Source organism: Chryseobacterium turcicum, assembly GCF_021010565.1.
Classification (GTDB): Bacteria; Bacteroidota; Bacteroidia; order Flavobacteriales; family Weeksellaceae; genus Chryseobacterium; species Chryseobacterium turcicum.
In genome coordinates this window covers 1,750,979-1,777,323 of record NZ_JAJNAY010000001.1, presented here as the reverse complement: position 1 = coordinate 1,777,323, position 26,345 = coordinate 1,750,979, and the positions used below count along the sequence as shown (strand labels likewise).

The following is a 26,345-nucleotide window of genomic DNA, read 5'->3' as shown; positions in this document are numbered from 1 at the left end:
TATATTTTGATTATTATTAGTAACCAGGGTTTTGAACGAAAAGCCCGTTGCTTTGATTAATCGCATCCATAGGAATAGGAAAAAGTTCATTTTTTCCGGCTGTAAATCCTTTAGAGCCTAAAGCTGTAGCAGCTTGTCCTGTTCTTACAAGATCCGGAAATCGATCCATTTCCATAGCTAGTTCTACCCTTCTTTCCTGCCAGATAGCAGTTTTAAGAGCAGCTTGTGTAGAAGCTGTTGTATTTCCAAGATTTGCTCTGAATCTTACTTTATTAATATTTAAGATTGCAGCAGCAGTATTTCCTAATTCATTAGCGGCTTCTGCATTGATTAAAAGAATATCTGCAAATCTTAAGATTCTAACATTTTGAATAGAACCGTAACCACAAGAGTTATTATTCAAAGCCTTAGGTACATAAACTTTTTGGTTCCACATATCTCCAGCGTTAGGATCTCCTTTCTTAATTAAATCGCCTTCAAGAGTAGTTTCGCCTTCTCTTAAAATAGATAACTCCTTTCTAATATCACCTGGTTCAAATGCACTTTCTAAAGCTGTTGTTGGGGTAAAAAATCCCCACCCGAATTGGTTTCTTACTCCTTGTACTTCTGCATATTGGCTCCCAGCATCCTTACCTAAAGAAGGGTCACAACCACAATTTACTTCGAATACTGACTCAGTTCCAAATTCACCAGCAGGTCTAAATAGATGATTAAAGTCTGGATCTAAAGAATATCCCATTGCAATAACCTGATTGGATGTATCGTATGCTTTTTGATAATCTTTCATATAAAGATAAACTTTAGAAAGTAATCCTAATGCACTACCTTTTGTAACTCTTCCTAACTCTGAAGCCGGATAAGTTTGAGGCAACACAGCAGCAGCTTCTGTTAAATCTTTAACTATAAAAGCATAAACTTCTGCAGCAGAATTCCTTGGCTTAGTGTAAATTCCATCAGCAGGTAGACCATCAAAAATAGGAACTCCTCCGTAGATTCTTACTAAATTGAAATAAAAGTATGCTCTCAACATTTTAGTTTCAGCTATCAATCTATTCTTTAGCGTAGCATCCATATCTATTTTAGGTACATTGGTAATTACCTGGTTGGCTCTGTTAATAGCCTGCCATTGCCCAATCCAATATCCTCTAACCCCATCATCACTACTTGTAAATGTAAAGTTGTCATATGCATTAATAAATGAAGCATCTCCAGGATTAGAACCTTTTTCTACATCATCACCCGTTACACCATAAATAAATTGTGCAGGAAAACCTGTATTTTCCCAACTTCTTAAAAAACTGTACACGGCATTAGTTGCACGCATTGCGTCATCTTGTGTGGTGAAGAAATTTTCAATATCAATTTCACCCTCATCTCTAATATCTACAAAATCCTCATTACAACTAACAATTAGTGAAAAAAGAGACAGTGTTAAAAATATTTTTTTCATGATTTTTTAATTAAAATGTTAAGTTCATACCCATTGTGTAAATTGCTGAAATTGGGTAAATATTATTATCAATCCCCATTTGCACTCGATCAGTATTGTTAATCTCAGGAGAGAAACCGTTATATTTGAAACTTGTCCAAGGGTTCTGTGCACTTACATACAATCTTAGTTTCGTTACAGATAAAGCATTTGCTAAAGATTTAGGTAAATTATAACCCACCTGAATATTTCTGATTCTGATATAACTTCCATCTTCAACATAAAAACTATTTGGTGCAATAATTAATTGGTTAGATGTAATCATCGAATTGGTATTAGAAGTACCTGCACCCTGCCATCTGTTTTCATACATATCTAAATCCCATGTTTCATTTCCAAAACGTCGTTCACGATTGTAGTTGTAGATCTTATTACCAAATACACCTTGGAAATCAACAGCGATATCAAAAGCGTAAATATTAAAGTTAACTCCAAAACCATACGTTCCTTTAGGAATAGGACTTCCTAAGAATGTTTTATCTCTAGAATCAATAACTCCGTTACCATCTTGGTCTGCAAATTTAAACCATCCTGCCTTTGCACCTGCTTGTCCTGATGCTGCTGCTTCTGCATCTGTTTGGAAAACACCTGCAACATCATAGCCATAATATGCACCTACAGGCTGACCATTCTGCAATCGTACGATTCTATTTCCGAATAAACTAGCACCAGTTTCTAAATACGAATCGCCATAAACTGATGTAATTTTATTTTTAAGAGAAGTGAAATTTCCATAAACTCCAAAACTTACATTGTCACTTAACTTAGTATTATAATTAACTGAAACCTCAAAACCTCTATTATTAAAAGAATAAGCATTAGTTTTAAATTTATCCCAGTTACCTGCTCCAGATACTGTTCCTTGCACAACATCGTACACAACATTTTTAGAGTCTTTATCAAAATAAGCTGCATCAATTTTAAGCTTATTATTAAATAATGCCATCTCTAAACCAAGATCTTTTCCCACAGTGGTTTCCCAACCAATTTCTGTATCCACAAATTGGTCGATAGTTGCCGCAGGATAACCCGAGTTACCAAAATAGGCACCTCCACCGATAATTGATATATTTTGATTAAATCCTCTACCTACATTAGGATTTCCTAACTCACCATAACTTGCTCTTAATTTTAAAAGATTAAAAACATTTTGCTCGCTCATAAAATCTTCTTTAGATATTACCCAACCAGCACTTACAGCAGGAAAAACCCTTGCTCTATCAACATTAATTTGTGAGCTTGCATCTCTACGAATGGAAGCATTTACCAAATACTTTCCTTTATAATCATAATTTAATCTTCCAAAAAATGATTCGACTCTTTGTTGATCCTGATCTACTCCTAAATCATCTCTATCTATACCACTTACATATAATTGGCCGGTTCCATTTGCAGCATTCAAAGAACCGTTAGTACCATCATAATTAACTCCTCTTGAAGCCCAATAAACCTGAGATATTGTTGTTCTTGTTCTTGAAAAACCAGCTAACACATCAAAATTATGATTGCCAAAGCTTTTTTTCCAATTAATTGTATTGTCCCAAACATAATTTCTGTTTTTGAAGTTTCTAGTCACCAATGTTGACTGTTCCTGGCTTGTTACGGGAGTATACGTAAGGGTTGGAGTATATTCATATTGACTTGGGCTATAATTATCTGTAGAATAGCTAATTCTGAAAGTAAAATCTTTCAAAAATTTCAGTTCTCCATATATATTATTTAGTAATCTTTCCTGTCTTACTTGTGAGCGATACATGTCTAATTTAGCTCTAGGATTCGGTATCGAATACCCGTTGAAAAATTGATAATCGCCAGTACTAGGATTTATAACAGAAAATATTGGAGGGGCATTATATGCGTCCAATAAAGGATTCTGCGCTACATCAGTACGCATTTTAGAGAAACTAAAATTGTTTCCGATTGTAATGTTATCCGTTATTTTATAACTAAGATTTAACTTAGTATTAAATCTATTAAAACCACTACCTGAATTAATTCCTTGTCCTGCAGCTAAATTACCCTGATCTTGAAGATAACCTACACTACCATAATAATTAAGCTTTCCTAAGCTTCCCATTGCAGAAAAATCATTAGCATTAACAATGCTTGTACGGAAAATTTCATTAAACCAATCTGTATTTTCCGGGAAATTTACTCTATTAATAGATCCTGCACTAGAGCCATTGTCATTCATCAGTTTTTCGTTATATAACTCGATATACTGATCAGTGTTCACCATTTTAGGAATATTGGTAACCTTTTTAAATCCAATATAAGAATTGACATTATAAATAGGTTTTCCTTTTCCTGTTTTAGTTTTAATAATTACAGCACCATTGGCAGCCTGCGCTCCAAAAATAGCTAAACTCGATGGATCTTTCAAAACACTCATTGATTCAATATCCTGAGGATTTAGATAAGAAATATCAGTAGTAATCATTCCATCTACAATAAATACAGTGTTCCCAGTTAAAGAACCTACCCCTCTAATATCTACTCTTGGAGAGCCTCCGGGAGTACCAATATTGGTAATATTTACCCCTGCAAGTTTTCCCTGAATAGAGCTCAATGGGTTTGCGTTAGGCTTATCAGCAAGATCTTTTGCTGTAACCAAACCAATACTTCCTGTTACGTTTTCTTTTTTCTGTGTACCATATCCTATGAGTACAACCTCCTCTATTTTCTGTTCTTTTGCAACAGTGTCTTTAGGAGCAACCTGCCCATTGACATTCATCCCAAAATAGAGAACGGCAATAAAACAAGAGTACTTTAAATTAGTTTGTGTCATATAGTTTAATTTTATCTTTTATCTAAATAGGTAAAATCAACTTTTGACAAATTCTATTTTCTCAAAAGAAGACTTTGGTCAAAAATATAAAAAATATCAACTGATGTTAAATTAAGTTAAATAATTTATTAAATGGATGTTAAGTTATGAAATATGTTAATAAAAACTAAATTTTAATAAATTCGACAAGTAAAAATTTTAATATAAATGAATATTTCATATTGAAGCAAAGCGTTTTTTTTAGCAAAAATTACCCAAAAACGTCTTTAATGTCTCAAATTTAAGCATTCAAAACATTGGTATTAAATTGCCGTATCATTCGAAGCATAAAATCGATGCTTTATGAAGTATTTTTTTGTTAACCACACAATTGTATTTACCTTTGGTGCGTTATTTGACAATGATAAAAAAATTGAAAATGAAAAAATATATTATAGCCGCTGCATTAATTTTCGGAACGGGCGCAGTAATTACCACGAGCTTAAACTCGTGCACTTCTATTGCTACGACAGATTTAGGATTAGCAGTCATTAAGAGAGTCTTATTAGGCGGAATCAATAAAGGAGCCAATATTTACGGCAACAAAGAAGCTTTTCTTCAAAATAATTTGGTTGACAAAGCTTTGCCAAAAGAGCTTAGAGATATTAACACAACTTTAGAAAAAATTGCACCTTCCATTGTTGCTAAAGAGAGAGAATACATTGCTGAAGCGGCAGTTTACACGGTAAATATTTCAAAGCCTATTTTAGAAACGGCAGTTAACAGTCTGAATTCACAGGATGTAACCAGAATTATTCAAGGGGAGAAAGGAACTGCTACTTTAATTTTAAAAGAAAAAACGCAGACGCAATTGATACAGGCGATTGCACCAAAAGTTGAGGAAGAGCTTAATAAATACAGTATTGTAAAAACCATCAATACAGCATTGTCGGGAACCAATCTTTTAGGAAGTCTTTTAGGCGGAAATAAAACCAATGTAAACGCAGGCGGATTAAGCATTTTGGCTTCAGAGCAAATTGTAAATGGTCTTTTTAACATTATCGAAGATCACGAAAAGCAAAATTCAGCATCCCTATTGGCACCATTTGGAAAATAGGGTAATTTTCGTTAAATTTATATATTATTAAGGAAAAAAATGGAAATATTACAAGGAAGTGAAAACAAAAATCCTGAAGAATTTTATAAGTCACTAAAGGAAAAACTAGAAAACAATCATGATTTTCCGGAAGACTATCTGTTTAAGTTTATTATCCCTACGGATCAGGCTAAACTTACAGAAATTTATAAAGTTTTTGATGATATAAAATTCACACTGGGCAACCGCGAAAGCAAAAACGGAAAATATACAGCATGCAATATCAATGCTTTTGTTTTAGACGCAAATCAGGTAATCAATATTTATCAGGAAGTTGCGAAAATTGAAGGCGTAATTTTATTGTAAGCCCATACAATCCCAATAAAAAAGGTTAGTTTTCTACAAACTAACCTTTTTCTTTTTATACTATTTTAAAATCTATTTTTCAATAAAGAATTTTACATTTTCCAACGGTCTTCCCAACATGGCAACCGAACCTTTGATAATGATTGGCCTTTGTATTAAAGATGGATTTTCAGATAAAATCTGGAGCCACTCTTCTTCAGAATAATCTTTTCCTGCAAAATTTTCTAGATATAATTTTTCTTCTTTTCTTATAATGTGGAAAACACTTTGATTTAATTTTTTCAAAACCGTTTTCAGTTCTACAACGCTTAACGGATCTTCCACAATGTTAATGATTTCAAACTGAACACCATTTTCGTCCAAATACTCTAAAACAGCATTTGATTTTGAACAACTTCCATTGTGTAGTACCTTAATCATCATCATAAAATTTAAGCTAAATTATTTAAATAAACCGTTCAATTCGGCATCTATTTTCTCTAAAATAAACCCGAAATCTTCTGGTTTTTCTACAAAATCAAGATTATCAACTTCGATAATCAGTAGTTTACCTTCTGTGTACGAAGAAATCCATTTTTCATACTTCTGATTCAGCTTAGAAAGATATTCTATACTGATTGAGGCTTCATATTCCCTTCCTCTTTTATAGATTTTTTTAACCAGATTCGGTACATCAGATTTAAGGTAAATAAGCAAATCGGGTGCCGAAACAAAAGTTTTCATCAAATCAAAAAGTGATGCATAGTTTTTGAAATCTCTGTCAGACAAAAGTTTCATATCATTCAGGTTTTCTGCAAAAATATGAGCGTCTTCATAGATGGTACGATCCTGAATAATATTTTCACCACTCTCTCTAATCTCTTTTACCTGACGGAATCTGCTCCCCAAAAAATAAATCTGTAAAGCAAAACTCCACTTGCTCATGTCTGCGTAAAAATCTTCCAGATAAGGGTTATGATCTACATCTTCAAACTGAGCATCCCAACCATAATGTTTGGCAAGCATCGTCGTTAAAGTTGTTTTTCCGGCACCAATGTTTCCTGTAACTGCAATATGCATATCTATCTCTCTTTATTTTGAAGTGTTAAAATCTAAAAGCCCAAATCCTGAATCTCATCCATTACTTTAAGAATATCTGACTGTTTAGACTTTTCCTTCTCAAGTTTTTCTATGGATTTTTCAAGTTCTTTTTTCTGGTTTTCAGCTTCTTTAAGTTTTTTAATATCAGCGATATCTTCTAGGCTGTAAAGATAGAGTTTGTTCCCTTTTATTTCAAAATATGACAATGAATTTTTATCCACAATTTGAGCATCAAGGTCTTCAAAAATTTTGGTCAATCCTTTTTCAGGAATGTATTTGAATATGGTATTTTTAGCAATAATTAAAATCATTTCGTTTTCTCTGCGGAAACGTTTTGCATTTTCTACAGGAGCTTCAAATAGTTTCTCAAATTTTAAATTGTAAACTCTGAACTGATTTTTAGTTAAAATATATACCTTATTGTCAAAAACCAAAAGATCAATCAAATCTTCAAAACTCGCATCAAAAGGAAAAGAATTGATGGTTGTATCATTTCTGAAATTGTATTGAAGAAGGCGTTTTGTACTTTCATCCAACAACCAAATCTGTTGCAGATCTTCTGCGTAAGCATGTTTTATAAAGCTAAATTTTTGCTTAAAATCAAGTTTTTGAATATCATTAAGATTCTGATCCACAAATTTCATTTCCTGAGCATTTTCTGAGAAAAGAGCCACACTCAAAGGGTTTTGAACTCCCTGAACTTTAAACGGAACCGTAAACATCATTTTTCCCAACTGTTTTCCCAAGGAATCGTATTTGGTAAAGCTAAAATCTTTGTTGCGGTAGAGATAAAGATTTCCGTAATCGTCTGCAAACATATCTTTCGTTTCCTTAAGTTTTAACGTATCAAAAGGAAGTACTTTCTGCGCAGAAACCGAACAGAAAACAAATACCAGAAAGAGAGATATTAATTTCAAAAAACTTTTTTTACAAAGATAGCGCTCCAAAAGGAACGCTACCAATTTACATACTTTATTTTATTCAATCAGAACTTGCTTTCAATTTTAACTATTTGATGGCAACTTCATAAATTTTAGACCATTTTTTTCCTGTCACCAACATATTATCCCCTTTGAAAGCGATTCCGTTTAATACATTTTCGCTGTCAGCTTTAGTAAATGGATCGGCAATTTTTGTAAAGTCAAATTTCCCTACGACTTCTCCGTTTGCTGGATTAATTTTCAAAATAATAGGTTTATGCCAAACGTTTGCATAAATAAAACCTTTATAATATTCCAGCTCATTTAATTGGTCATATACGGACGTATTTCCTGCCACAGAAATATATCTCACCATTTTTGAAGGGTTACTTACATCCAAAAAGTACAGATTTTTTGTACCATCAGAAGCAACAAGATTTTTCCCGTCATACGTTAAGCCCCAACCTTTTACCATCATATCCGGATACGCAAATTCAGAAATCAGACTTAATGTGCTTTTGTCATAAACAAATCCTTTTTTGTTTTCCCAAGTCAACTGATACACCTTATCTCCTGCGATTGTACTTCCTTCAGAAAAAACATCATCCGGCTGTTTCGTTTCTTTAATAGGAGTATTTTCTCCAAGTTTATAGGTAATTAATCTTGATGAACCGTATTGTCCTTCGCTTTCATACACTGTATTTCCATCAAGCTGGAAACCTTGTGTAAAGTTATTCGCGTCATGCGGATATTCAGCAACGATTTCATAATTTAAGTTTTGCTCAGGGCTTTTGCTATAAACATTAATCGTAGCATCCTGATAAAGATTTTTCCCGCCCTTTGTTTTGATGTTAAAAGTTACGGCATTATCACCTAATGTAAAATATTTTGGGTCTACAGTAAGGCTTGTAGATTCTTTTTCGCCAAAACTGATGGTAATACTTTCTGCGTTATCTAAAACCTCTTTAGGAATATCCAGCTTGTCACCAAAATGGTAACCTCCAGTTTCCATTGATGCATTATAATCTGCCAGAGAAGTCAATATTTTGTCGTCGTTATTACAAGACATTACCATAAGCAACGCTGCAAAACCTACAATTATTTTATTTTTCATTTATTATTTCTAAAATTTTATCAAAAATAGCAAATTTTATTCCTCTCTGCTAATTTCTGACGCAGGTTGAGCAAATTGCAGAATATATCCGTTATTATCATAAATGGCAAATTCTCTCATTCCCCACTCAAAAGTTTCAATTTCATAACAGATATTGGCTTTTTCTTTCAAATCCTCCCATACCTTCTCTATGTTTTCAACATTAAAATAAAAAGAACCGGAAAAACCTATTCCGTTTAATTTCTCATGTTGATTAGGCTTTGAAATCATGATATGAATCTCATCTTTTTGTAAAGAAGCCCATTGCCACTCGTCGTTTCTTTCGTTTAATGAAAATCCCAGAATATGAAGATAAAAACCAATGGTTTCGTCTAAATTTTCAGTCCATAAAATGGGCTGTAGAGATTTTAATTTCATCTTAAATTTAATTTTAAAATTAATTTAATGGGCAAATCCTGTGATTTTAGCTTCATCAAAATCGAGTTGCATTTCGATAGTTCTCATCACATGGTCATCGAAGATTTTTTCACGTTTCATACGGTGAAGTTCGTTTCTTTGTGCCTGAATGACTTGTCGTAAAACATCTTTATTTTCATTCATTGCCGAAGCATAATCTACCGCCGAACCCATACATTGCGTTTTATCGGCAATTAATTTCATTTCATTTTCCAGCTTATAAATCTGATGTCTAACCAGACTGTTGCTTTCAGACAATTCTGAGAAATCTGAAGTTAACTTTTGAAGTGCAGTTTCCTTTAATTTTTTCATTAAAATAGCTTCCTGCTTCTCTTCCGGAAGCTCACTTCCTGCATCTTCAATTTTAAGAAATTTTAAAATTGGTGAAAGCAATAATCCTTGTCCGACCAAAGTAATAAGAATGATTACAAAAGTCACAAACAAAATAATATTTCTGTGCGGAAAAGCTTCTCCCGGACTGATATAAACAGGAATTGAAAGTGCTGCTGCCAAAGAAACAACCCCTCTCATCGCGGCAAAACTGATGATAAAAGGCTCTTTCCAATCGGGTTTTGGGTTTTCCTGCCGAACTTTTTTAGACAATAATCTTGGAACGTAAACAATTGCATAACTGTAAGCCAAACGAGTGAAAATGATAGCACCACCAATGACAATACTGTATAAGATACCTTCTGAAATGGTGTAATCTTTCATAGCAGCAACTACAATAGGCAATTCAAGTCCAATCAAAATAAAAATAATGGTATTCATCAGGAAAATGATAACGCTCCATACATTTCCCGTCTGAATTCTCGAAGTATGACTTAAATAACAATGCGAATTATAAGACATCAATAATCCTCCTGCAACAACCGCCAAAACTCCGGAAAAATGAAAGTGTTCTGCCGCCACATACATCACGTAAGGAACAATTAGGGTAATTACCGTATCAATATTAGAATTGGAAGGAATTAATCTTAAAAATTTCCCAAAAACCAAACCTGTTCCGATTCCTACAGCAATGCCTCCGATAGCCATGGTAAAGAAATCTGTCACAGCGTCACGGAAAATAAATTGTCCTGAAATTACAGCAGCCAAGGCAAATTTAAATACAATTAAACTCGACGCATCATTAATCAAACTTTCACCTTCTAAAATGGTAGTAATTTTTTTAGGAATTTTCATATTTTTTAAAACCGACGTTGCTGCAACTGCATCTGGAGGCGAATTTACACCACCCAAAAGAAATCCCATTGCCACCGTTAATCCCGGAATAATTGAGGAAGAAAGATAAGCTACAACAATCGATGTTAAGAAAACCAATCCGAAGGCCATAGAAAATATCTGTTTTCTCCATTTATGAAAATCCTGCCACGAAGTAAACCAGGCCGCCTCAAATAAAATAGGCGGAAGGAATATAAGAAATACCAAATCTGGCTCTATTTCTATTTGCGGCATTCCCGGAATAAAGCTTACGAGTAAACCTGCAATCACAAGAAAAATCGGGTAAGCCACTTTGAGCTTCTGCCCTACCATCACCAAAATCATCACTGATAAAAGTACAGCGATGGAAATAATTACATAATCGTGAATCATGGTCTGTGATTATTTAGTTGTTAAAAAAAAGTATTTTAGTTTTTGTGAGTTTTGAAAACTCTTTATAGATTCTATTTTTAAAGACCGAATCTAAGTCTTTTTTACTTTAATTTTTTGAGACATAAATTTTAACCGCAAAAGAAACAAAAGAAATGATTAAAAAAAAGAGGATTTCAAAGGCTGCAAAAGGTAATATTTTACTTCATTTACAATTTTGAAAACTATTGAACAACGTAAAGCTCATAAAATCTTTTGTTTCTTTTGCAGTTTAAAAATATCTTATACCGAATTAATTCTTAGTAAAAGGAATATTATTATAAAAACCGATTTGTATTTGTCCGCGGTTTTTATTTTCCTGAAGCTGATTCATATAACCCGCTTCAATTCTCATATTTTTATTAATAATATATCCTAAAGCTCCGTACACCCTGTTTCTATCAAAAACAGGACTATCTAAGTTAAGAAAAATCTCATTATATGCTGAAATATATAAAGTTTTAGGCAACATTTCTTTATTGTTAACAGGAATATTCAATCCTAATAAATAACGGAACCTCATCCTGAAATCGTCTTGTAAAAAACGCTCTTCTAAACGGTAACGGTGTTGCAGATTAAACCTTCCAAACTTCTGTTTTGTAATAAACTGTTGGAATATACGGTGTTCTATATTTTCTACCTTTTCACCTTTTACATAAGGCTGGCTCAAAATAAAACCATATCCCAACAAAACATTATTATTGTTTTCTGTAAGGTCATAGCCAATTCCTGTACGGATTAACAGTTGCTCCAAATCACCGACTCCATCAAAATTACGGTATTGAATCTCATTATGAAAATTCAGCTTTTTATTGATTTTATTATTCCCAAAATACATGTACCAAGCTCCCAAATCATTTTCCTGCGCGAATGATAAAACACTTCCAAAACACAAAACTGCAACAGCCACCTTCCTTAAAAACCTCATAATCTCAATATTTATTTATATTACCTATCGTAATTAACAAAATTAATATTAAAAATCTATAACACCAAAGAAATTACAGATTGAAATTTTTCAAATATTAAACTTGTTTAAACTTTTCATTTAACCACAAAAGGCACAAAAGATTTAGATATTTTTATTAAAGCTTATTTTTTAAAATTAAAAAAGAACACATAAGTTTTCAAAAATCTTTGATTTTTATTCTTTTGAGAGCTTTGAATATCTAAGTAATATACATTTCAAATTTCTTTTGCCTCTTTTGTGGTTAAACAAAAATTAGTTTAAATAGCTTTATTAAGAAGGAACTTGTTCTGTCAAAATATCTTTCTGGTTTTTATCAAAGTAAGTGCAAATCATTTTATTCAAATCCATTTTCCAGCCATTTATTCCATTTTCGGCACAGTCTTTACAAAAGGTGAGATAATCTGTTCCACCCTGCTGATGAAGTTTTAATCTGATTTTAAAATTCTCAAGATTTACATTTTCTGTAATGTTTAAAACCTCATATTTTGCTTCTGTTTCTGCAAAATTATTTTCAGCATCAAAATATTTTGTACTTCCACCAGCGACAAACGTTGTATAATGAGATACTCCCATATTTTTTATTTCCTGAATATATTTCGGGAAATCGGCACCACTTTTTACCTTTTGGTGCTCTGTTTTGATTTCATCAATTGTAAATTTCATCTTATTTATTTTTTAAAGCTATATTTTTAAACACAAAGTGCACAAAGGTTTTATTTAAATCATTGAAAATATTTTTCGTTCGCAAAGGCATTTGACTAGGTCGAATCTACGATTTCACTCAGCAAAGAAAAACAAGTTTCTTAATCATTAACTTAGAGCCTGTTTAAGTTTTATTAATTTAAATTCTATATGATTGGCTTTTGATTTTTTTTCAATCATTTTTTTATATAATTCTCGCAGATTAAACAGATTTAGCAGATTAAAAACAGAGAAATCAATCTGCTTAATCAGCAAAATCAGCGTGATAAATTATTTCCATTCAAATTTAAACAAGCTCTTAGTCAAATTTTAATTCTAAAAAGAAAATTAATTATAAAACAATAACCGACAGATGATTGCCGGTTATTGTTTTACTATATTTCAAATATAAAATATAAATTTTAAGGATGTTGCTGCATTTTTGCAGGGTCATCATAATTTACCATCCAGTTGATATCAAATTTATCGGTGAACATTCCAAAATATGCACCCCAGAAAGTATCTGCAAGAGGCATTGTAGTTTTTCCACCTTCAGAAAGTCCGCTGAAAAGTTTGTCAGCTTCTTCTTTAGAATCTGCATTGATGGAGACTGAAAAATTATTTCCAAATTTTAAACTTGAAGACCATTCTCCACCTGTATCACTTCCCATCAACATGGTTTCTTTTGAAATTGGAAGAGAAACATGCATGATTTTGTCTTTATCTTCTGCAGACATTTCCATTCTTTCTTGTGGTGGCATTTCACCAAAAGTTCCGATGTAAGGATAATCGCCACCGAAAACCGATTTATAAAAATCGAAAGCTTCTTTGCAATTTCCGTTGAATGTAAGATAAACATTTACTGTTGCCATAATATTTTTTTATTTGAGGTTTGATTTGAGGTTCGGGATGCGAGGTGCGAGGTACGAGGTGCGAGATTCGGGCTTCGAGGTGCGTGATTCGAGGAGCGAAACTCGAAACTCGAACCACGAAACACGGAACACGCATCACGAATTAACGATGTTGATCGATAAGAATCATATTTCCGTCAGGGTCTTTCAGGAAGATATGCTCAGGACCGGTTGTTGTTTCGTCGGCTTCTTTATCTAATACGATATTATTTTCTTTTAGATGTTTCTGAATTACTCGTACATCATCAAAAGATTCGATGTTTTGGGCATTTTCGTCCCATCCCGGATTGAAGGTTAACATATTTCCGTCAAACATTGCCTGAAAAAGACCGATTAATGTACTGCCGTTTTTCATGATGAGATAATTTTTATCCATGCCTCCTCCCATTTCAGAAAAACCTAATTTTTCGTAAAATTCTTTAGATTTAGCAAGATCTTTCACGCTCAAGCTTAGCGAAAATACGCCTAATTTCATATCTTTTATTTTTTATTTAAAGCTAATTTATATCCTGCTAAAACCAATATCCAAACTAAAATTCCAAGAATCCAAAACCAAATAGGTGTTGGTAAAACAGTCATATTATAAATGGTAAAAAAAGCAAATATACCTCCACAAATCAATGCTGCAGTAGGTTTTTCATCTTTTGAAATTTTCGTAGCTACAAACCCTGAAACTAAGGCTCCAACAGCATACCCTACAATTACCATAAATTTCCCTAAGAAAGGCAGATTTTCTATATAGTTTTTAAAACCTTCCATATCATTAGGCTTCATGTCTTCAGGATAAGGATGTATAACATGATTAAGGGTCTCAATCGCCCAAATACAAATGGAACCAACAATAATTCCGGCAATGACCGCCAATGTTTTTTTTAACATACTTATTGATTTTTAAGGTGGGTCTTAAAGTTTAATGTTTTATCATAGCTTTTCCAGTCACCCATTAATTCGATGTTTTGGCTTTCAATTTTTTCGGTGGCTTTATTCCATTTAAAAGTATAAATAAATTTACCCGTAAAAATCCCGGAATGCTTTCCTTTCACTTCTTCTGCCAACTCATAATCACCATACACAACACCTTTGTTTTTCGTGTCTTTATACTTGGTAATTTTGAACTTCCCCTCAAATTTTGAATGATTATTTTCTACTACAGAATATCCTGAAACAAAATATTCCTGATCCTTTTTCTTATCCTGCTCAGAAATTTCTATTTTAAGTTTAATGACTTCTTTATGATTACCGATAGTACCCACATATGGCTTTGAATTATTCAGCCAGACATTAGAAATATTTGGCATTTGTGCAAAAGCAAAATTGGAGATAAGAATAAGTAGTAATAAAAGTTTTTTCATCGTTTGTAAATTTTAAACTCCAAACTGGCTCAGATGGTGATTAAGATGCTTAGCAAACATGTTATTCCATTCCTGAGATTTTAATTTTCCAAAAGAAAATGATTCTTTACCATCAAAAGCAGTCGCTCCCAACTGTTGTGTTTTTTGAATAAAACCAATCAGTCTCTTTTTTTCTTCTTCAAAATTTCTTCTTTCTTTAATGATAAACTGAGGAGCAGTAGGAGAATCGTGGGGATAGGCTTTTTCGCTCACCACTTTTGGTTTTACAAAAGTTTTTAAAATAAATTTAGCAATAGACCCCGGTTTTTTGTGCTTTTCGGGTTCGTAAACCATTTCGTAAGACACACAACAATGCGCCAACATTTGATCCACCGTCATTCTCCCCCACAAACCGTGTGTTTCTTCTACCAAATTATTGATTCTATTGATATAATTCTGAGCGTCTTTTGCTTCAAATACGTTTTCCATTTTTGTCTAAATCTTTAGAAACAAATATATCAGTTTTTTCGTTTCATTGAAATATTTTTTTTGAATTTGAATCGTGAATTATTGATAATAACTGCAAAAAAAAGCTCCACACAAATTTGCATGGAGCTTGACTAATTATTCTTATTTAATTTATTTCTGAATGGCTTTTTTCATTCCTGCGTCTGGGCGCAAAACTCTGTATCGCACTTCCAAATCTTTAGGCACATAAAAAACCAAAGGTAACTTACTGTTATATCTTACAATTTCTGGCTGTAAAGAAACAAATTTCTTAGTCTTTTTCTGATCCGGGCAAGCCATTAACGTTCCGCCTGTCTCACCGTTTGATTCTACTTCATAATAGTTGTAACCCCAACCTTGCAAATCCTGAGTTGCCACTTTTCCCATTAGAAAGTGATTGTTACAATCTAGTAATTTTTCAACCCCTACAAAAAATTCTACCTTCAAATCATTTTCATTTTTCGCAACAGGCAATTGAATATAAACTTGCTTATACCCTTCTTTAGCTTTTGGAAACATCTCTATTTGCAGTTTCTCAAATTTCTCTGTTTTCTTCTTTTGAGCAGAAACATTACCCACTACAAACATCATCAATACTGCAGATACTACTTTTAAAAATTTCATAATTATTTGATTTAAAAATTACAATTTTCTTACAGTCAAAAACTATTCCACAATTTTTAAATCACGAAATAATGCATTAAAATTTACTATTTATAGAATTTAGATTTCATAAGGTTGTATACATTATTTAATAAACAGTTAGTTATCATACTTAAACTGCTCATTATTTGCTCAATAAATTATTTTTTTTCAAGTTCATTTATTTTGGACAGTAACAAACTTGAAAATCTATTCGTCCCAAATCCGAAAATAGGTCTTGAAAACTGTTATTTAATCTCATCAACATCGTATTTTTCAATTAAAAAATCTATCAAAGCATCATCATCTTCTTCTTGGCTATTCCAGCTAGATCTTCTTATAGAAGCACTTAAGAACTTTTTACGATCAAAATTATACAAGTTTTTCACATATTTATTGATCACACCACTTGGAACATTATCATTCATAACTTCCAGCATTTTTTTATAATTTTTTTCGTGTTCTAAAATTGCAAAATACATTTCAGAATATCTTGAATCACTACTAAAAGATCCTTTTAGGTTAGATAAAACTCGATTTCTGAATTTCTTAAAAACTTCCCGATCTTCTTCATTTTGTTCAATAAAAATATAGTCTTCCAAATTATAACCACTATTAAATTTGCCCCTTTTCACATAAGCTAAACCTTGGATGTTATTTGTTTTTCCATACAACCCCTCCAATATTTCGTAATAAGGAAAATTATATTTTTCGTTGGTATTTTTATCAATAATCTTCTTACAAAATTCTTCAGCTTTCATCTCATCAATTTTTATAATTTCATTAATGAGTTTGATATTATATGAATTTTCGTAAAGTGCAATTGGAAAATATGCTTGAAGGGAAGGGAAAAAACCATTTTCAGCAATGATGGGTAACAAATCTTCTTTGATAGAGTTTCTCAAATCTACCTTATTTTCAATCCAAATAATAATTTGATTTCTAACAAGTTCTGCAATAAATGTTTTTTGTTCTCTTGTTCCGGAATGATACATTTCAAAAAGAAAATCATAGAAATAAATAGTTAAAAGTTCATCTTCTTTTAAAAATATATTCCAGTATTTTTCGGCAGATTTTCCCCAAATCCCAATATCTTTTATAGAATTAAAATTTGAAACAAATCTTATTTTAAAATTTTCTAAAAATTTATCAATTCTTGTGCTAGAGGTATAAACCGACATTTGAAAGTCAAGAATTATCTTATTAATCAAAAGAAATTTTTCGACAGTACGATCTTTATTAATATTTTGAAATAAAAACTGCTCTACAGGCTCCAAAGATTTTGTAATTAAATCAACAATCTTTTTAACGTCCTGAGCGGTAAGATTTTTCTTTTTACCGACCACCGATTGAGTTGTTTTTATAATAATTTGTTTTATCTCATCATCCGAAAATTCTTTTTTGGCCTCGGCAAACTCTAATAAAAACTGCATCTCGGCATCTTTATTCTTTTTAAAAAATTCAAGGAGCCAAGATTTCATCTCTTCGGAATTCAAATCTTCCATTATCATTTCAGCCTCAGAAATTTTCTTTTTACTCGTTCGTTTAGAAGTTGTTTTTCCTGAATTATTCTCAGCAATAAAAATACTCAATGCTAATTGATGAAAACAAAAATCTTTACTGTTGCAGTCGCAAGAAGATTTAATTATTTCAGATTTTGGATTCAAAATAATCTGCACATCAAAAGACTCCATTGTATCATCTACAAAACTTACAAAGTGATTTTTGCTTTGTTCCTCAAACTCACGCACAGTCATCTTTTTTGATTTGTTGATTTTCGGTTTCGAAAACTGGCTTTCTAAATCTAATATGCTAAACATTACCATTTTTTTCAAATATAAAAAAATGGCTTTAGAATTTCATCTAAAACCATTTTTTATTAAAATAGGAAGTCCTATTACTCTTTAATCTCGACAGTAGAACCTTTCGTATGCGCATTCATCTGCGGCGCATAATAATTTTGAATCGTGGTAATCCCATTCGAGAATTTTCCAGATGCGTTGGCTACATAATCATATTCGAAAACATATTTTCCTTTCGGCATATATTGAATGTAGAAATTAGTGGAAGCATCTTTGGTAGACTCGTAATATCCCAAATTATTTTTCCACTGATAACCAGAAAGTACATTCAATGGCTCAAATCCTGCAGCTCGCATATCTTTGATGTGAATAAATTCCATTGCGCGGTCTGTATTTAGAATCATTCTTACGGTAACTTTATCTCCTACTTTTAGGGGAGTTTCGGGAGAAATCTTTAGTAATTCTTCACCGTTTACTGTTTTTACTTTTTTATACAATTCTTTAGTCACCGAAATGTAGTTTTCTGATGATTTTATTTTATCTAAATCTTCATAATATTGCCAGAATAAACCTCCTTGTACAACTCCAGCTCCTGGTTTTGTAACGGTAACAGTTGCCAAATTTTCATCTAAAACCTCTGTTTTCACAGCAGATTTCACATAACCAGTCGCCTGAGTTTGTGGTTTCAATTCTTTTCCACCCCAAATGATTGTTGCTCTATCGCTGTCGGTTGAAGTCCATGATTTTCCTGAATTTAAAATTGTAAAAATCACTTCCGAAGTTCCTCGTGAACTTCCCCAAGAATTAACTTCTTTCTGGGTAATCAACCAGATTTTCATGTCTTCAATGAATTTTTGGTCGTTTGATTTCAGTTTATTGAATACTTCCAAAGCTCCTGCATGATTTACCACTTTTGAACTGAACCATCCCCAATCATCAAGATTCTGCTTCCAGTAAATTCCCTGGGTTTTAGAATCTACTGAAGTTTCTTTCAAGTAATTTAATAATTTATCCGAAACATCTTTTAGCCCGTAATCACTCATCAATAAAGCGGTACGGTGCAATCCAAAGAATGTAAAATCAGTAATTTTGGTTGTTTTAGCTTTTTGTTTTACTAAAGATTTTAATGTTGCCCCTTTTCCTTTTAAAGGATATTGTTTCTCCCAATAATTTCGGGTATCAAGATAATCTAAACTCCAGTTATTGATTATATTTTCTTTGCCTGCACTGAGCTTAGTCGAAGTGTCGTAATATTTAGCAATTTCATTATCTACATAGTTAACTAGTTTTTGCACCAATTCTTTCTGCTCAGAAGACTGATAATCTTTCACATTCTCTTTTAACCAAGCGTTTATTTTTCCTAAATTTTTAAGAGTATAAAGTGAAGTTCCGTATGAACTCGGATACCCTTGATACCAAGAGAAACCACCATCCGGATTTTGTAGTTTTTTGAAATCATCCCAATCCTGATTGATTGAATTTTTCATGGTATTAGCATCAAATAATCGTGCTAATTTCTCCATTTGTTCCTGTTCATTTTTGCTTTCTAAAACCCAAGGAGTTTCATCCAATAACAATTGTTTTAACTCTTGATTTTTTTCAAGATTAGAGTTCAATAAACCTTTACTTTGATATTCTTCAAAAACTGTTTTCAATTTCGGATTGGCTTTAAAAATTTCTGAAGCCAAGACATCGGCAAACCATTTATTAAAGATGACATCTGCAGAATTATTTTGGTCATTTTTCAGACTTGGAAGCGCAAACATAATTTCCCAAATCGGATTGGTCGTTAATTCTAAAGTATTTGAAACATTAGAAATCGTTGTTGAATTTGTATTTTTAAGATTATCTAAAACAAAAGTCTTTGTTTCGCCTTCTTTCACAAAAATAGGAACCGCATCAGTTACCAACATTCTGTTTGGAAGAACAGCAATCGCTTTTTGTTCGCCATCAGAATATTTTCCGGCTTTTGCAACTATTTTTAAAATGATTGATGAAACGTTATTTGGTACTTTTATTTTCCAGGTTAATGCTGAATTTCCGTTTTCGTCTACTGAAAAAGCCTGTTCTTTATTATATCCTGAAACTGCCGTTAAAATACTCAACCCAAATTTTTCTGAAATATCTTCATTAGTAAAGGCATCTAAAATCTGTAATTGAGCAGAACCGTTTAATTTTTTGTTCGTTAAATTGGATAGTTTTGACTGAAGATTCAACTCATCACCTTCTCTCAAAAATCTCGGATAATTTGGCGTAACTGAAAATTCTTTCTGCGTCACCACTTCTTTTTCTAAAGTTGTTGCTCTTGCGTCTTTTGTGTGCGCTAAGAACATCAGTTTCCATTTTGTTAATGCTTCAGGAGACGTAAATTCAAAATTAACATTTCCTTCAGCATCAGTTTTTAAATCGGGATAGAAAAATGCGGTTTCGTTGAGATTTTGGCGAACTGGGATTTTGTCTAAAATTTCAGTTTTTATTCTTTTTTCACTTTTAGTAGAACCAGAAGTAGATGATACATCTAGACCAGCCACTTGACCATCTAAGGATTGTAACAATGAAATGTTTTTTCTACCAACTGACACTTCTCTTGTTATCATTTCGCTTGCATCAATTGAATTTGGTTTCGGACAACCATTGTATTGTTTCATTCCCGGAACTGTTGGACATGCATCTTCTTTATCGAAAACCCCATCGCCATCGCTATCAGCTTCAACTAATCCGAATCTTCCATCAAACCAACTAAACTGTGGAATTTCTAAATATTTCTCATTAAAATATCTCATTCTAATCTGATTTTTTTTTTCTTCAAGATTGATAGGAACTGAATAATAAGAAGTATAATAATAAGGTGTATACAGTTTTTCCCAATTAAAACTATTTACAGAAAACTGGTCCAAAGACATATCGTACATATTGGCCAAAACTTCAGCATTGATTTTTTCTTTATCATTGCCTATAACTTTTACCGTCCATTTTTCTTTAGCATTGGGTTCTATTTTATCTCTGAATGTCACCGTTTCTATTTTCAGTGGTTGTTCAGTATCTTTAATTTTTAAATCGACGGTTTCGGTCTGAATATCATTAAATGCAGCCAGCTGAAACTGAATATTTAAACCAAATATATCTTTATCTTTCGGAATTTTAGTTTCATATTCTAAAACTCCGTTTTTAAACTGATGAACTTCGGTAACTGTTTTTCCTAAACCATTTTGCAGGAAAATATTCACCAAGGCATCTGGAATTGATGAATAGATATAAATTTTTGCCTTTTCACCTCTAGAAACCTCATCTTTTGGCTCTAAAACCGTTAAGAAAGTTTTCTGAGTTGGCTTCAATGATTTTTTATCCCAAACTGAAAAATTTTGAGTAGATTTTATGGTGTCTTTCCCTTCAATATTGTATAATTCTAATTGGTAATCGCCGGCTTCCAGTTTTCCAAGGTCTAATTGAGATGTCAGTTTTTGATTGTCGGTTGATGGCTCTTGAATTTTTTTGATAAGAACTTTTTCAACTTTCCAGTTTTTTAATTCATCATTTTTATCATACAAATCATGTGGAAACTTGCTGATAAACTCTTCTTTTGAAAATTTCGGTAAATTCTGAACTTCTGTTTTAAAATTATCTCTGAAAATCCTGTTCGGAGTTTCCAGTTTTGAAAGTTTTACCTGATATGATTTTTTAAGGTTTTGTTCGTTGTAATTTTTGGTTTCAACTTTTATTTTTACGCTTTCGTCTGCAAACGTATTTTTAATCTCATCTGCTTTAATATAGTGCGAAACCGAAGCAACTTTTAGATTCGTATTAGCAGTTTGAGTTTCCCCATTAATGTCGGTTGCCGAAGCGTTGATTTGATAATTATCAATCTGAATTCCTTCTAATTTTTCATCTTTTTTAAGGTCCAATTTTATCGTAAATTCTCCTTTATCATTGGTTTTTGCTTCTCCAAGAATTGAATTTTCATTTCCATAATCACGAGGATATCCCGGAAAATATCTCCAGCGGATATTTTGCTTTCTTATTTCGTAATTAATATTGGTATTAGTCAAAGCGACTCCAGAAAACATCATTGCTTTACCTTTCAGCTCAATAGTCTGTCCATATTTATATTCATCTTTTACAGGCTCAAAAGTCACTTCAAATTTCGGACGTTTGTATTCTTCAACTTTAATATATTTATAACCGTTAGAATTTCCATCAGTGATAATACTGAAGTTTCCGTTCAGTTTTCCTTTCGGCAAAATAAAGCTTCCATGATAAGAACCAAACTCATTGGTTGTAAAATTTTGCTCCGAAATTTCCTGATTATTGGCATCTTTTAAAGTTATTTTCTGTTTTACATTTGATGCAACAGATTCTACTTCCTTTTCTATTTTGGTATTGATAACTTTAAAATAAACAGTCTGTCCCGGTCTGTAGATAGCTCGGTCTGTAAAAATTTGAGCCTTTGTTCGGGTTTCTTTATTAGGATTGTATGGCTCACGATTATTATTTCCATACAGTTCCATCAATTGAAAATCATTTGTTTTCGGCTGTTGAATCAAAATAGCTCTGTAATAATCTTTGCTATTGGTTGCAGGAAATTTAAAAATTCCTCTATCATCAGTTTTACCCGCAACTTTATTTAATGTTTTATTTTCTATAAATTCATGAAACGTAAGGTTTTCATTATTGATAGATTTTCCGGTTTCTGAACTGATTAATTTTAATTCATTAGCAAGCTGATTACTTTGGTCTTTATTCTGATAAATAACTCTATGATTAGAAACTATAAAATAAAAATTATGATTAACATCCTGTTCGGCTTTTGAACCAGAAACTTCATATTCAGCAACATAAATACCAGAAGGAAGTGCTTTTATTTCAAGTGAGGTGTTATGAAGCTGGTAATCTTGTGGGTCATTCAGCTGAAAAACATCCTTTCTTAAAAATGTTTTTTTCACCTTTGAATATGCTTCATTGTAAGGATTTCTCGCATATTGCATAAAGGGTAAAAAATTGTCTTTTACAGCATATATATTCAAAGAAAATTCTTTCACATTCTTAAATTCTGCAACCATGTGAATCGGCAAATTAGGCTGAGTTTTTTCTTCATATTTGATGCTTAAATAAGGATTAAGAATCTGGTTTTCCTTATTCTTGATATTATTAATGAAAGAAGATTTTGGATATTGATTTTTAACAGAACTTGCCAGTTGAAGTGCTTCTTTTTCTTTATTTGATGAAACTAATTCATCTATAATTTCTTCAGCAATAAGCATTTTATAATCGCCGTCAACATTCGTTTTCATTAGATTTTGAAGTTGCGCCAATTTATCTTTACAAGGATTAAAATTACAATTCTCAGACAGTTTCTGATGCATGAAATACAACTTAGAATTGCCTGTATTTTGAGCAATTAAGTCATCAAAAATTTTGTTGATTAAAACTATATTTTCGGTAATTTCATTTTTCGTAAACAATTCATTATTAGATAAAAAATTCACCTTTTTCAGAGAATACCATTCCGATAAAGTAGAGAAATAGGCAATATCCTGAGTATTGGAAAAAATATCTCTATACTTCACCAAAGAAATTGTACTCATTGCCTGATTTTGCTGGTCAAGCGTTTTAAAATTTTGGTTCAGATAGTTTTTAAAATCAAGCTTGCTCCATGTTTCAATCTGTGATACATCCTGAGAATTTATATTGGTTCTGCCATTAATTTCCCACGAATGCTGATTATAATAATCGAACATAAAACCAGATAATAAAACTTTGTAAACCAAAAGATGGTCACCTTTCAGGTTCTTTTCTGTATTTTGTAGTTTGGCAAAAAACTTTGATGCCGAATTATTTTTATCATCATCAATCGTCTGATTCAAAATACTAAATTCTGCTTTCAGAGAGCGAATTAACTGTAACTCGTTATTTTCTTTCATAGCTTGTTTCTGAATGTCTAAAACCAGTGGAAGATTAGATTTGAATATTCCCTTTTCTGAATTTTCTTGTATTTTTTTCCATTGTGCATCATAATATTTCTGGCTAAAAACATTAGAAAAACACGATAAAAATAGGATAAGGAACAAAATCTTGGAAAATCTTTGCATAAGTGTTATTTTTGATAAATGAATTGTTTAAAAGTACTGAAAAAATCTGTCATCGACAGCCAACTTTACGTATCCTTAATGGGAACACTTTTCGCAGTATTTTTCATGCATGAGCAAAACACATTCCGTTTCCCTTCTGTACTTTTGATATTCATCACCTATTTCAGCGGCTATTTGTATACGAAATACCAATACACCAAATATTTTTATAAAATATTATTATTAAATTTCGTCACTGGAATTATTTCCGCAGCTTTAATTATTTTTAATCATAATGAAATACGTTTGGTAAAATGGTTTGTGATTGTGGTTTTAGGATTATTGTACAATAGTTTTTTTCTAGAAACTTACATCCGGAAAATCCCTTTACTAAAGGTATTTTATGTTGGCTTGGTTTGGGGATTGGTCAATTCTTGGCTTACTTTACCTGTATTTAATTTACCCATATTTTTCATCAGTTTCTTTTTTGTGACGGCATTGGTTTTACCCTTCGACATTCGTGATATGAAAAGTGATACCGTTCAGACCTTTCCAAAATTAATAGGTGTACAAAACACAAAATATCTCGCTTATCTTTTAGTTTTTATGGCTTGTATTTTAGCTGTTTTTCATCTGAAAATTCAGTTTGCAGTCAGCTTTTTTTTAACCTCAATAATAACCTTTATTCTCATCTATTTTTCAGAAAATAAAAGAAACGATTCTTACTTTTCTTTTTGGGTAGAGACTTGTTCAGGTTTGCCTTTTTTGTTTTTAATTCTATTGGAAAAGTTTTACCTTTACTAAAAATTTGTAGTAATGGAGTCTTTTGAAAGTATTCAGAATAAATTACTCAGAGTAATTAGCGAAAGCTCTGATAGAGAAAAGATTTTCCGTTTGTGGAGATTTTGGAATGATGAAGATTCAAATTTATCTGTTTCTGAACCTAATGCTTTTTACCAATCAGAAAAGCCGATGAAAGATGAAGAGGTTGAAGAATATTTCAAAGAAGAAGAAATTATTTTGCCTGATTATGTGATGAAAATGATTGAACATGGAATGGATGATGTAAAAAACGGACGTGTTATTGACAATGAAGAAGTGGAAAAATATTTTGAAGAATGGCTAAAAGATTAAAATGGACAGAGTTCTCAAAAAGCCAACGAAAAGATATTTTAAAGTACTGGAACAATAGAAATAAATCAAAAGAATATTCAAAAAAATTGAATAAGCTTTTTGATAAAATAGCATTAATGATTTTGGAATATCCTGAAATCGGAGTAAAAATAAGTGGCTCAGAATGTCGTGGAAGATTGATTAAAGATTACTATATCATCTATATAAATTCAGAAAAAAGTATTGAAATTCTAAGTATTTTTGATACCCGACAAAATCCTGAAAAACTCGAAAATATTTTAGGATTATGATTATCAACAAACTTACCCTTTACAATTTTAAAAATCATTCTGAAAAAAAGTTTGAATTTTCCCCGCAAATCAACTGTTTTGTAGGAAATAACGGTGTTGGAAAAACCAATATTCTCGATGCCTTGCATTATCTTTCTGTAGGAAAAAGCTTTTTAGGAAATACAGATACCAATAACATCAAAAAAGATGAAGATTTCTTCACCCTTGATGCTGAAATTCAGAACGAAGACAGTGAAGATACTCTAAAAATATCTCAACCCAAAGAAGGAAAAAAAATCATTAAGAAAAACGATAAAAACTACGATAGAATGGCCGACCACATTGGTTATTTACCAAGTGTGATGATTTCTCCGTACGACTCAAACCTTATCTCAGATTCTGGGGAAAGTCGCAGAAAGTTTTTAGATGCTATGATTTCGCAGACCGATTCTGGGTATCTTTATGATTTGATTCAGTACCAGAAAACCATTCAACAAAGGAATGCTCTATTAAAATACTTCGCAAAAAACAGAGTTTGGGACAAAGACTCATTGGAAATTTACGATGACCCGATTACAAAATCCGGAACTAAAATATTTGAAAAAAGAAGAGAGTTTGTCGCAAAACTGAATCCTATTGTTCAGAATTTTCATCAAATTATTTCGGGTGGCAAAGAAAGTGTTTCTGTTATCTATGAATCTCATTTATTGAATGATTCTTTTGAAAACCTATTAAAAGAAAGTTTAGAACGCGACAGAATGCTTACCTACACCTCAAAAGGAATTCACAAAGATGATTTGCTTTTTGAAATGGATTCTGTTCTTATAAAAAAAATAGGTTCTCAAGGACAACAGAAATCGTTTTTAATTTCATTAAAACTGGCTCAGATGAGCTTAATAAAAGAGCTAACAAACAAAACACCCATTCTTTTATTGGATGATATTTTTGATAAGCTAGATGATACACGAGTTGCCCAGTTAATCAAATTGGTCAATCAGGAAAATTTCGGACAGATTTTCATTACAGACACACACAGAGAACGTACGGAAAGTGTGGTAAAAAAAATTAATGAGGAAAGCATAATATTTGAGATATGATACGGGTTTCGAGATG

The 26,345-nt window shown here is 32.0% G+C and carries 24 protein-coding genes; 6 read left to right on the top strand and 18 right to left on the bottom strand.

Annotation, left to right across the window (positions count from 1 at the left end; translation table 11 throughout):
* Positions 1 to 16 precede the first annotated feature (16 nt).
* Entirely contained in the window at positions 17 to 1,450 is a 1,434-nt protein-coding gene (locus LO744_RS08020; RefSeq protein ID WP_230668571.1) for a RagB/SusD family nutrient uptake outer membrane protein, read from the bottom strand.
* 10 nt (positions 1,451 to 1,460) lie between these two features.
* On the bottom strand, positions 1,461 to 4,277 hold the full coding sequence (locus tag LO744_RS08015) for a SusC/RagA family TonB-linked outer membrane protein (RefSeq protein WP_230668570.1): 2,817 nt from the start codon (positions 4,275 to 4,277) through the stop codon (positions 1,461 to 1,463).
* Positions 4,278 to 4,695: 418 nt separating this feature from the next.
* Between LO744_RS08015 and LO744_RS08010 the strand changes: the two genes are divergently transcribed.
* Together LO744_RS08010 and LO744_RS08005 are read left to right on the top strand one after the other, a co-directional pair.
* Complete coding sequence (locus LO744_RS08010; protein WP_230668569.1) at positions 4,696 to 5,373, top strand: DUF4197 family protein; 678 nt, start codon at positions 4,696 to 4,698, stop codon at positions 5,371 to 5,373.
* A 39-nt stretch (positions 5,374 to 5,412) separates the two neighbouring features.
* Entirely contained in the window at positions 5,413 to 5,718 is a 306-nt protein-coding gene (locus LO744_RS08005) for a DUF493 family protein (protein ID WP_230668568.1), read from the top strand.
* 72 nt (positions 5,719 to 5,790) lie between these two features.
* Here LO744_RS08005 and LO744_RS08000 read toward each other — a convergent pair whose 3' ends face one another.
* The 16 genes from LO744_RS08000 to LO744_RS07925 all read right to left on the bottom strand — a co-directional run bounded on the left by LO744_RS08000 (position 5,791) and on the right by LO744_RS07925 (position 23,850).
* Entirely contained in the window at positions 5,791 to 6,138 is a 348-nt protein-coding gene (locus LO744_RS08000) for an ArsC/Spx/MgsR family protein (RefSeq protein ID WP_230668567.1), read from the bottom strand.
* Between the two features lie 21 nt (positions 6,139 to 6,159).
* Positions 6,160 to 6,777 (bottom strand): deoxynucleoside kinase, encoded by a 618-nt coding sequence (locus LO744_RS07995; RefSeq protein WP_230668566.1) that lies wholly within the window; start codon positions 6,775 to 6,777, stop codon positions 6,160 to 6,162.
* 32 nt (positions 6,778 to 6,809) lie between these two features.
* The gene (locus LO744_RS07990) at positions 6,810 to 7,715 is read right to left on the bottom strand and encodes a hypothetical protein (protein ID WP_230668565.1); all 906 of its coding nucleotides are present in this window, start codon (positions 7,713 to 7,715) and stop codon (positions 6,810 to 6,812) included.
* A 91-nt stretch (positions 7,716 to 7,806) separates the two neighbouring features.
* Positions 7,807 to 8,832 carry a glutaminyl-peptide cyclotransferase gene (locus LO744_RS07985; protein WP_230668564.1) on the bottom strand — a complete coding sequence of 342 codons (1,026 nt, stop codon included), beginning with the start codon at positions 8,830 to 8,832 and terminating at the stop codon, positions 7,807 to 7,809.
* Positions 8,833 to 8,868: 36 nt separating this feature from the next.
* Complete coding sequence (locus LO744_RS07980; RefSeq protein ID WP_230668563.1) at positions 8,869 to 9,249, bottom strand: VOC family protein; 381 nt, start codon at positions 9,247 to 9,249, stop codon at positions 8,869 to 8,871.
* A gap of 24 nt (positions 9,250 to 9,273) precedes the next feature.
* Positions 9,274 to 10,884 carry a Na+/H+ antiporter gene (locus LO744_RS07975; RefSeq protein WP_230668562.1) on the bottom strand — a complete coding sequence of 537 codons (1,611 nt, stop codon included), beginning with the start codon at positions 10,882 to 10,884 and terminating at the stop codon, positions 9,274 to 9,276.
* Between the two features lie 289 nt (positions 10,885 to 11,173).
* Positions 11,174 to 11,848 (bottom strand): DUF2490 domain-containing protein, encoded by a 675-nt coding sequence (locus LO744_RS07970; RefSeq protein ID WP_230668561.1) that lies wholly within the window; start codon positions 11,846 to 11,848, stop codon positions 11,174 to 11,176.
* A 312-nt stretch (positions 11,849 to 12,160) separates the two neighbouring features.
* The gene (locus tag LO744_RS07965; RefSeq protein WP_230668560.1) at positions 12,161 to 12,553 is read right to left on the bottom strand and encodes a DUF1398 domain-containing protein; all 393 of its coding nucleotides are present in this window, start codon (positions 12,551 to 12,553) and stop codon (positions 12,161 to 12,163) included.
* A 440-nt stretch (positions 12,554 to 12,993) separates the two neighbouring features.
* On the bottom strand, positions 12,994 to 13,443 hold the full coding sequence (locus LO744_RS07960; RefSeq protein WP_230668559.1) for a VOC family protein: 450 nt from the start codon (positions 13,441 to 13,443) through the stop codon (positions 12,994 to 12,996).
* 142 nt (positions 13,444 to 13,585) lie between these two features.
* Positions 13,586 to 13,957, bottom strand: a complete 372-nt coding sequence (locus LO744_RS07955; RefSeq protein WP_230668558.1) for a VOC family protein — start codon at positions 13,955 to 13,957, stop codon at positions 13,586 to 13,588.
* Positions 13,958 to 13,962: 5 nt separating this feature from the next.
* Positions 13,963 to 14,361: a hypothetical protein gene (locus LO744_RS07950; protein WP_230668557.1), complete on the bottom strand. Its 399-nt coding sequence runs from the start codon at positions 14,359 to 14,361 to the stop codon at positions 13,963 to 13,965.
* 2 nt (positions 14,362 to 14,363) lie between these two features.
* The gene (locus tag LO744_RS07945; RefSeq protein ID WP_230668556.1) at positions 14,364 to 14,834 is read right to left on the bottom strand and encodes a hypothetical protein; all 471 of its coding nucleotides are present in this window, start codon (positions 14,832 to 14,834) and stop codon (positions 14,364 to 14,366) included.
* Positions 14,835 to 14,846: 12 nt separating this feature from the next.
* A complete protein-coding gene (locus LO744_RS07940) occupies positions 14,847 to 15,302 on the bottom strand; it encodes a DUF1569 domain-containing protein (protein WP_230668555.1) in 456 nt (151 codons plus the stop codon).
* Between the two features lie 150 nt (positions 15,303 to 15,452).
* Entirely contained in the window at positions 15,453 to 15,944 is a 492-nt protein-coding gene (gene eco, locus LO744_RS07935; RefSeq protein ID WP_230668554.1) for a serine protease inhibitor ecotin, read from the bottom strand.
* A gap of 266 nt (positions 15,945 to 16,210) precedes the next feature.
* Positions 16,211 to 17,782, bottom strand: coding sequence for a hypothetical protein (locus LO744_RS07930; protein WP_230668553.1), 1,572 nt, complete (start codon positions 17,780 to 17,782; stop codon positions 16,211 to 16,213).
* Positions 17,783 to 17,859: 77 nt separating this feature from the next.
* Entirely contained in the window at positions 17,860 to 23,850 is a 5,991-nt protein-coding gene (locus tag LO744_RS07925) for an alpha-2-macroglobulin family protein (RefSeq protein ID WP_230668552.1), read from the bottom strand.
* A gap of 18 nt (positions 23,851 to 23,868) precedes the next feature.
* Between LO744_RS07925 and LO744_RS07920 the strand changes: the two genes are divergently transcribed.
* The 4 genes from LO744_RS07920 to recF are packed head-to-tail and all read left to right on the top strand — an operon-like array spanning position 23,869 to position 26,329.
* A complete protein-coding gene (locus tag LO744_RS07920; RefSeq protein WP_230668551.1) occupies positions 23,869 to 24,633 on the top strand; it encodes a UbiA prenyltransferase family protein in 765 nt (254 codons plus the stop codon).
* A gap of 12 nt (positions 24,634 to 24,645) precedes the next feature.
* Positions 24,646 to 24,963 carry a hypothetical protein gene (locus LO744_RS07915; protein ID WP_230668550.1) on the top strand — a complete coding sequence of 106 codons (318 nt, stop codon included), beginning with the start codon at positions 24,646 to 24,648 and terminating at the stop codon, positions 24,961 to 24,963.
* Entirely contained in the window at positions 24,948 to 25,253 is a 306-nt protein-coding gene (locus LO744_RS07910) for a type II toxin-antitoxin system RelE/ParE family toxin (protein WP_230668549.1), read from the top strand. Before LO744_RS07915 ends, LO744_RS07910 begins: the two co-directional genes overlap by 16 nt.
* Entirely contained in the window at positions 25,250 to 26,329 is a 1,080-nt protein-coding gene (recF, locus tag LO744_RS07905; RefSeq protein ID WP_230668548.1) for a DNA replication/repair protein RecF, read from the top strand. Before LO744_RS07910 ends, recF begins: the two co-directional genes overlap by 4 nt.
* The last annotated feature ends 16 nt before the right edge of the window (positions 26,330 to 26,345 follow it).

Bases quoted from the DNA above. Each gene is read 5' to 3' on its own strand.
- LO744_RS07980 (WP_230668563.1), bottom strand. From the start codon at position 9,249: ATGAAATTAAAATCTCTACAGCCCATTTTATGGACTGAAAATTTAGAC.
- LO744_RS08010 (WP_230668569.1), top strand. From the start codon at position 4,696: ATGAAAAAATATATTATAGCCGCTGCATTAATTTTCGGAACGGGCGCA.
- LO744_RS07985 (WP_230668564.1), bottom strand. From the start codon at position 8,832: ATGAAAAATAAAATAATTGTAGGTTTTGCAGCGTTGCTTATGGTAATG.
- LO744_RS07965 (WP_230668560.1), bottom strand. From the start codon at position 12,553: ATGAAATTTACAATTGATGAAATCAAAACAGAGCACCAAAAGGTAAAA.
- LO744_RS07995 (WP_230668566.1), bottom strand. From the start codon at position 6,777: ATGCATATTGCAGTTACAGGAAACATTGGTGCCGGAAAAACAACTTTA.
- LO744_RS08020 (WP_230668571.1), bottom strand. From the start codon at position 1,450: ATGAAAAAAATATTTTTAACACTGTCTCTTTTTTCACTAATTGTTAGT.
- LO744_RS07915 (WP_230668550.1), top strand. From the start codon at position 24,646: ATGGAGTCTTTTGAAAGTATTCAGAATAAATTACTCAGAGTAATTAGC.
- LO744_RS08005 (WP_230668568.1), top strand. From the start codon at position 5,413: ATGGAAATATTACAAGGAAGTGAAAACAAAAATCCTGAAGAATTTTAT.
- LO744_RS07940 (WP_230668555.1), bottom strand. From the start codon at position 15,302: ATGGAAAACGTATTTGAAGCAAAAGACGCTCAGAATTATATCAATAGA.
- LO744_RS07925 (WP_230668552.1), bottom strand. From the start codon at position 23,850: ATGCAAAGATTTTCCAAGATTTTGTTCCTTATCCTATTTTTATCGTGT.
- LO744_RS07970 (WP_230668561.1), bottom strand. From the start codon at position 11,848: ATGAGGTTTTTAAGGAAGGTGGCTGTTGCAGTTTTGTGTTTTGGAAGT.
- LO744_RS07955 (WP_230668558.1), bottom strand. From the start codon at position 13,957: ATGAAATTAGGCGTATTTTCGCTAAGCTTGAGCGTGAAAGATCTTGCT.
- LO744_RS08015 (WP_230668570.1), bottom strand. From the start codon at position 4,277: ATGACACAAACTAATTTAAAGTACTCTTGTTTTATTGCCGTTCTCTAT.
- LO744_RS07950 (WP_230668557.1), bottom strand. From the start codon at position 14,361: ATGTTAAAAAAAACATTGGCGGTCATTGCCGGAATTATTGTTGGTTCC.
- LO744_RS08000 (WP_230668567.1), bottom strand. From the start codon at position 6,138: ATGATTAAGGTACTACACAATGGAAGTTGTTCAAAATCAAATGCTGTT.
- LO744_RS07975 (WP_230668562.1), bottom strand. From the start codon at position 10,884: ATGATTCACGATTATGTAATTATTTCCATCGCTGTACTTTTATCAGTG.
- recF (WP_230668548.1), top strand. From the start codon at position 25,250: ATGATTATCAACAAACTTACCCTTTACAATTTTAAAAATCATTCTGAA.
- LO744_RS07945 (WP_230668556.1), bottom strand. From the start codon at position 14,834: ATGAAAAAACTTTTATTACTACTTATTCTTATCTCCAATTTTGCTTTT.
- eco (WP_230668554.1), bottom strand. From the start codon at position 15,944: ATGAAATTTTTAAAAGTAGTATCTGCAGTATTGATGATGTTTGTAGTG.
- LO744_RS07930 (WP_230668553.1), bottom strand. From the start codon at position 17,782: ATGTTTAGCATATTAGATTTAGAAAGCCAGTTTTCGAAACCGAAAATC.
- LO744_RS07910 (WP_230668549.1), top strand. From the start codon at position 24,948: ATGGCTAAAAGATTAAAATGGACAGAGTTCTCAAAAAGCCAACGAAAA.
- LO744_RS07960 (WP_230668559.1), bottom strand. From the start codon at position 13,443: ATGGCAACAGTAAATGTTTATCTTACATTCAACGGAAATTGCAAAGAA.
- LO744_RS07920 (WP_230668551.1), top strand. From the start codon at position 23,869: ATGAATTGTTTAAAAGTACTGAAAAAATCTGTCATCGACAGCCAACTT.